This window comes from Streptomyces sp. NPDC046870 (assembly GCF_040704595.1).
GTDB classification, from domain to species: Bacteria; Actinomycetota; Actinomycetes; order Streptomycetales; family Streptomycetaceae; genus Streptomyces; species Streptomyces argyrophylli.
Map to the genome: position 1 here is coordinate 42060 of NZ_JBEYXM010000041.1, position 6177 is coordinate 48236.

Sequence of the window (6177 nt, forward strand, 5' to 3'; positions counted from 1 at the left end):
TCTCAGGCTCCGTCCTCCTCGGTTTCCGAGGACAGTAGTGAGGGGCTGTGACCTGCGTCATCACATCTGAGGGAGATCTGAGCATCACGATCCGATAGCAATCGGACACATGTCGTAGCACTGGTCGCCGGTGCGCGTATCGGCCGGATAACGGAAGCGACGGGCAACCGGAAGCCTCTTGACGCCGTCCTTGTCCATCAGCGTCACTGCCATGGTGCACGCGCGGGGGCGCGTGATCTACACGCTCGACGCGAACCGAGACCGTACGACCGCTGAACCGGAGGGGGCCGGGATGAGACTGCTCCTCGTCGAGGACGACAACCACGTCGCCGCGGCGCTGTCCGCCGTCCTCGCGAAGCACGGATTCCAGGTCACCCACGCGCGCAGCGGCGAGGAGGCCCTCCAGGCGCTCGTCCCCGAGGGCAACGGATTCGGTGTCGTCCTGCTCGACCTCGGCCTGCCCGACCAGGACGGCTACGAGGTCTGCGGCAAGATCCGCAAGCGCACCAGCACCCCGGTGATCATGGTCACCGCGCGCTCCGACGTCCGCTCCCGCATCCACGGGCTCAACCTGGGCGCCGACGACTACGTCGTGAAGCCGTACGACACCGGGGAACTGCTCGCCCGGATCCACGCGGTCAGCCGGCGCACCGTCCACGAGGACCCGGGGACCGACGGCGAGGGCGCCCTGCTCCTCGGCCCGGTCCGGATCGAACTGCCCACCCGCCAGGTCAGCGTGGACGGTTCGGCCGTCCAGCTGACCCGCAAGGAGTTCGACCTGCTCGCCCTGCTCGCCCAGCGGCCCGGCGTGGTCTTCCGGCGCGAACAGATCATCAGCGAGGTCTGGCGCACCAGCTGGGAGGGGACCGGCCGCACCCTGGAGGTGCACGTCGCCTCCCTGCGCTCCAAGCTGCGGATGCCCGCGCTGATCGAGACCGTACGCGGCGTCGGCTACCGGCTCGTCGCCCCGGCCGCCTAGCGGGGACGGGTGCGCACACGCCTCCTCCCGCTGCTCATCGTCCTGCTGGCGGCCGTCCTGCTCGCGCTCGGCATCCCGCTCGCCGGCAGCGTGGCCGCCGCGCAGCAGCAGCGGGTCGTCGTCGACCGGATAGACGACACGGCACGCTTCGCGGCGCTCGCCCAGTTCGTCACCGACGGGCCCAGCGGACCCCACCGCACCGCCACGGACGAGCGCGGGGAGACCCTGCGCAGCGAACTGGAGAGCTACTACGGCGTCTACGGCATCCGCGCCGGTGTCTTCTACCGCAACGGCTCCGCCATGGCCAACGCGCCCGGCGACTGGTTCGTACCGCGGACGGGTGAGGTCCGCAGGGCGTTCGACGAGGCGCTGCTCAGCCGGCGCAGTCACGACCCGCGGCAGGTGTGGCCCTGGCAGCGCGGTTGGCTCGTCGTCGCCTCACCGGTGATCCGGGACGGGGACGTCGTCGCGGTCGTCGTCACCGACTCGCCGACCGGACAGCTGCGTTCGCGGATCCTGCGCGGCTGGCTGTTCATCGGGGCCGGCGAGATCGCGGCCATGCTGCTCGCCGTCGGCGCCGCGCTCAGGCTGACCGGCTGGGTGCTCAGGCCGGTCCGGGTCCTGGACGCCACCACCCACGACATCGCCACCGGGCGCCTGAAGTCCCGGGTCGCGGTCGCCGGCGGGCCGCCGGAACTCAGACGGCTGGCCCGCTCGTTCAACGAGATGGCGGACAACGTCGAGGCCGTGCTGGAGCAGCAGCGCGCCTTCGTCGCCGACGCCTCGCACCAGCTGCGCAACCCGCTCGCGGCGCTGCTGCTGCGCATCGAACTGCTCGCCCTCGAACTGCCCGAGGGCAACGAGGAGATCGCCTCGGTCCGCACCGAGGGCAAGCGCCTTGCGCAGGTCCTGGACGACCTGCTCGACCTGGCGCTGGCCGAGCACGCCGAGGCCGACCTCGTGCTGACCGACATCGGCGCCCTGGCCGAGGAACGGGTGGCCGCCTGGGCGCCGGCCGCCCGGACCAAGGGCGTCCGGCTGACCGGCGACTGTCCGCCCACCACCGGCTGGGCCGACCCGATCGCCCTGTCCAGCGCCCTGGACGCGGTGATCGACAACGCGGTGAAGTTCACCCCCGAGGAGGGCACGGTCGAGGTCACCGTCGCCGCCGACGGCGACACCAGCACCGTCGTCGTCACGGACACCGGCCCCGGGCTCACCGACGAGGAACTCGCGCGCGTGGGCGACCGTTTCTGGCGCAGCGGCCGGCACCAGAACGTGAAGGGCTCGGGTCTCGGGCTGTCCATCAGCCGTGCGCTGCTCGGAGCGGGCGGCGGCTCGATCGACTACGCCCACCACGAGCCGCGGGGGCTACGGGTGACGGTCCGTGTGCCCCGGCACGCGGAGACCGGGACAGGCGCGGCGGACACCGCCTCCTAGGCTCCGCCGGGGCCGGTGCCGGGGCCGGGGCCGGGGCCGGGATTCCGCGGCCGGCTCGCTCTGGTCACTGCTTCGCCGGAGGCCCTCACGGCTTGACCGACCGGTAGTACCGCCGGGCGCCCTCCTGCAAGGGCAGTGGGTCGGTGTAGATGGCGGTGCGCAGATCGACGAGCTGGGCGGAGTGGACATGGGCGCCGATGCCGTCCCGGCTCTTGATCACCGTACGGGTCACCCACTCGGTCAGCCGGGGGTCCACGTCCGTGCGGGTCATCAGCAGGTTGGACACGGCGATCGTCGGAACCTGCACCCCCTGCTGCACATCGGGGTACGCCGACTCGGGGATGTTCGTGGTCCGGTAGTACCGCGCGCCCTCGCCCTGGCCGTGCAGCCGGGTGACGAGGCCGTCGTCGATCGGCAGGAACCGGAACCCGCCCTGTCGTGCCAGCGCGAGCAGCCCCTTCGTGGGCAGGCCGCCGGACCAGAAGAAGGCGTCGATCTTCCCGTCCCGCAGCCGCGCGGGCCCGGTGTCGATGCCGTCCGAGACCGGCGTGACGTCCTTGCGCGGGTCGATACCGGCGGCCCGCAGCACCCGCTCGGCTATCAGCCGCACACCGGAATCGGGCAGTCCGGTCGCCACCCGCTTGTGCCGCAGGTCGGCGATGCTCCGGACGTCCGAGTCGCGGGGCACGATGAGGTGCACGTAGTCGTCGTAGAGCCGGGCCACCCCGCGCAGCCGGCCGGCGCCGCTGCCGTGCCCCAGCTCGTACGCCGCCACCGCGTCGGCCGCCGCGATGGTGAAGTCGGCCTTGCCGGTCGCCACCCGCTGGACGTTCTCCTGGGAGCCGGCGCTGGTGAGCAGCTTCACCTTCAGGCCCGGCATGTCCCTGCCCAGCTCGGTGCGCAGCCGCTCGCCGTACTCCTGGTAGACCCCGCGGGACGTACCGGTGCTGAACACGATCGTCCCGCTCGGCGGCTTCTCGCCCAAGGGCAGCAGCCACCACAGCAGCAGCGCGAGGGCGACGGCACCGACGGCCGCGCCCTGCAACGCCCGGCGCCTGCCGAGCCGGGGGAACACCTGGGACATGCGGCGATCCTGCCAGGTGACGCGCGCCACTGGCCAGGGCCGGTCCCCACTCCGCGCCCCACGGAGCGGATGCCGCCGGGGCCGCACGGCGAAGGGCGTTGTCGGTGGCCGCCGTTACAGTCGCCGTATGACCACTTCGCCCGCCGACCGTACGAGCACGTCACCGGCCCGCCTCGTCCGTGAGTTCCACCGCGCCTTCGGTCTCGACGCCCGCAGCACGCCGACCGAGGTGGACCCCGAGCTGGCCGCCCACCGCGGTGAACTGCTCGCCGAGGAGGCCGCGGAGGTCGCCGAAGTCGCGGTGGAGGGACCGCTGGACCGGCTCGCGCACGAGCTGGCCGACGTGGTGTACGTGGCCTACGGCACGGCCCTGGTGCACGGCATCGACCTCGACGAGGTGATCGCCGAGATCCACCGCGCCAACATGAGCAAGAGAGGCCCGGACGGGACGGTCGCCCGCCGGGCCGACGGCAAGGTGCTCAAGGGGGAGCACTACCGGGCACCGGACGTGTCCGCCGTACTGCGCCGCCAGGGCTGGATACCGGGCGGCGCGGCCTGACGGCGGCGCGAACTCAGCGTCCCGTCAGGCCGGTGCCGCCGAGACGGGTCAGCAGGTCCGCGAGGCGGGCGATGTCCGCCGCGGGCCACGCCGGGCCGGCGAAGACCTCGGCGGCGGTCTCCTCCGCCGTGGTCCGCATCTCCGCCAGCCGGCGCCGGCCCGTCCCGGTCAGCGCCGCGTAGGCCACGCGCGCGTCCCGGGCGTCCGTCTCCCGGGTGACCAGCCCGATCCGCTCCAGCGGGGCGAGCCCACGGGTCACCCCCGAGGCGGTCAGGCCCAGGGCCTCGGCGAGGTCCACCCGGCGCATCCGGCCGCCGGGCGCCTGCTCCAGCCGCAGCAGCAGGGTGAAGTCGGCCAGGCTGACGCCGTGCAGGCCGCCGAGCCGGGCGTCGAAGCGTCGTACGAGCGCCGACTGGGCCCGTACCAGGCGCAGCGCCGCGTCCAGGCCCTCACCCACGGCCCGTTCCTCTCCGCGTCTCTTGCCTGGTCTTTGAGTACTCAAGTTTATGGCGCACGTCAGAGACCGTTCGCACGGGCGGCGCGGCGCTGCCGCTTGCCCAGGGGCGCCTGCGAGAGGTCCTCCGCGGTCGACCGCAGGTGCTTGAAGCCGTAGCCGCGCGCCGTCAGCCAGGACTTCGCCTCCTCCTCGGCCCGTTCCGTCGCCTTGAGGATGTCCTCCTCCTTCTCTCCCGTCGCGGAGAAGCGGAAGGCGAAGGCGGGCCGGGCGGCGATGTCGTAGGTGAGGGTGCCCTCGGGGGTGAAGGCGGCGCGCAGGACGTCGTGTTCGGCGGCGTCGGCGAGCAGGGCGGCGCGCTGGTCGTCGGTGAGGGCGTCGAAGGCGCCGCGGACGGTGATGCGGAAGGTCCGTGTGGTCATTCCGCGACCCTAGGCGCAGCGCGGGTGACTCCTCCACCGGGTTTCCCGGTCCGGGCGCCGCCTCGGGTGCCGTGTTCCCGTCGGCGTGGGCGAGGACGGGGACGGGACGGGATCGGCTTGAGCGGCAGGCGCCGGACAGGTGGGAACGGGAGGCGGCGAACGCGTCGAGCGCCTCCCGCGAGATCACCGCTCGGGCCCCGGGCCGGCCCGGGCCGGGGCCCGCAGCCGGTTCCGGGGCCGGGGCGGTCAGCCGGTGTAGCCGGCGAAGACCCGCGTGTAGTCCCAGGCGTTCTGGCTGACGCCGGAGCAGCTGTCGGCGGGCCCGCCGGTGCAGGGACGGTCCCGGTTGGCGGACCAGAAGGTCAGCCGGGCCAGGTGGTGCTGCTGGGCGTAGCCGAGGATGGTGCGGAAGTCGGCCACGGTGACGGTCTCGTTCTGGTCGGTGATGCCGTTCATGGACGAGATGCCCATGTCCCGGTAGGCCTGGTCGTCGCTGTAGTGGTAGGCGTTCTTCAGGGCGTTCTTCAGCCCCTCGGCCGCCTGCACGGTCAGGTTGCCCATGTTCTGGCCCGCGCCGCCGAAGTCGAACGGCATGATGGCCCAGGCGTCGGCGGTCAGCCCGGAGGCGGCAGCCCGGTTGATGAGGCTGGTGTCGGGACCGCTCTGCCCGGTTCCGATGGTGATGTACACCTTCAGGCCGGGGTTGTTGGCCTTCACGGTCTTCAGCGCGTCGACCGTGCGCTGCTGCACGGTGCCGTTGCTGTAGGCGTCGGCCTCCAGGTCGATGTCGATCGCCTTCAGACCGTAGGTGTTGATGACCTTCTGGTAGGCGGCGGCGAGCTCGCCGGCGCTGGAGCAGGAACTCTCCAGCTTGTTGCCGCTGTAACCGCCGAAGGACGGGATGACGTCACCGCCGTTCGCCCGCACGGTGTTGACCGTCTGCTGGTCCACTCCGCCGGTCAGCGGACGGCTGCCGTCCCACTGGGGGTTGCAGTAGCCGTTGCTCAGCACGAAGGCGAGCGTGAACCACTTGACGCCCGTGGCCTGGGTGATGGTGGTCGGGCTGGGCGGGCTGCCCCAGCCGTTGTACAGGTACGGGGCCACCGCCATCGGCGCCGAGGGGGTGCCGCCGCCGGCCGCGGGCGCGTTCCACTTCTGGTTGGCGGCGCCGGTGCAGCTCCAGATCTGTGTCCGGGTGCCGTTGGCGGAGTTGTTGTCGGTCACGTCCAGGCACTTGTC

General features: G+C 72.4%; 8 protein-coding genes. 3 read left to right on the forward strand and 5 right to left on the reverse strand.

Annotated elements, in window-relative coordinates; all coding sequences use genetic code 11:
* Positions 1-84: 84 nt before the first annotated feature.
* Positions 85-207, reverse strand: coding sequence for a hypothetical protein (locus AB0946_RS40145; protein ID WP_366765674.1), 123 nt, complete (start codon positions 205-207; stop codon positions 85-87).
* A gap of 85 nt (positions 208-292) precedes the next feature.
* On the opposite strand from AB0946_RS40145, the gene AB0946_RS40150 reads away from it, so the two are divergent.
* Both AB0946_RS40150 and AB0946_RS40155 read left to right on the forward strand, forming a co-directional pair.
* Positions 293-979 (forward strand): response regulator transcription factor, encoded by a 687-nt coding sequence (locus tag AB0946_RS40150; RefSeq protein ID WP_366765675.1) that lies wholly within the window; start codon positions 293-295, stop codon positions 977-979.
* Positions 980-988: 9 nt separating this feature from the next.
* Entirely contained in the window at positions 989-2419 is a 1431-nt protein-coding gene (locus AB0946_RS40155) for a HAMP domain-containing sensor histidine kinase (protein ID WP_366765676.1), read from the forward strand.
* 85 nt (positions 2420-2504) lie between these two features.
* On the opposite strand, the gene AB0946_RS40160 is transcribed toward AB0946_RS40155, so the two are convergent.
* Complete coding sequence (locus AB0946_RS40160; protein WP_366765677.1) at positions 2505-3503, reverse strand: TAXI family TRAP transporter solute-binding subunit; 999 nt, start codon at positions 3501-3503, stop codon at positions 2505-2507.
* A gap of 127 nt (positions 3504-3630) precedes the next feature.
* Here AB0946_RS40160 and AB0946_RS40165 point away from each other — a divergent pair, with 127 nt between their 5' ends.
* On the forward strand, positions 3631-4062 hold the full coding sequence (locus tag AB0946_RS40165; protein WP_366765678.1) for a MazG nucleotide pyrophosphohydrolase domain-containing protein: 432 nt from the start codon (positions 3631-3633) through the stop codon (positions 4060-4062).
* 13 nt (positions 4063-4075) lie between these two features.
* Here AB0946_RS40165 and AB0946_RS40170 read toward each other — a convergent pair whose 3' ends face one another.
* From AB0946_RS40170 to AB0946_RS40180, 3 genes are all read right to left on the reverse strand, one after another.
* Complete coding sequence (locus tag AB0946_RS40170; RefSeq protein WP_366765679.1) at positions 4076-4519, reverse strand: MarR family transcriptional regulator; 444 nt, start codon at positions 4517-4519, stop codon at positions 4076-4078.
* A 59-nt stretch (positions 4520-4578) separates the two neighbouring features.
* Positions 4579-4938: a DUF6204 family protein gene (locus tag AB0946_RS40175; protein ID WP_366765680.1), complete on the reverse strand. Its 360-nt coding sequence runs from the start codon at positions 4936-4938 to the stop codon at positions 4579-4581.
* Positions 4939-5184: 246 nt separating this feature from the next.
* Positions 5185-6177: glycosyl hydrolase family 18 protein (locus tag AB0946_RS40180; RefSeq protein ID WP_366765681.1), on the reverse strand; the 993-nt coding region annotated here is incomplete at its 5' end.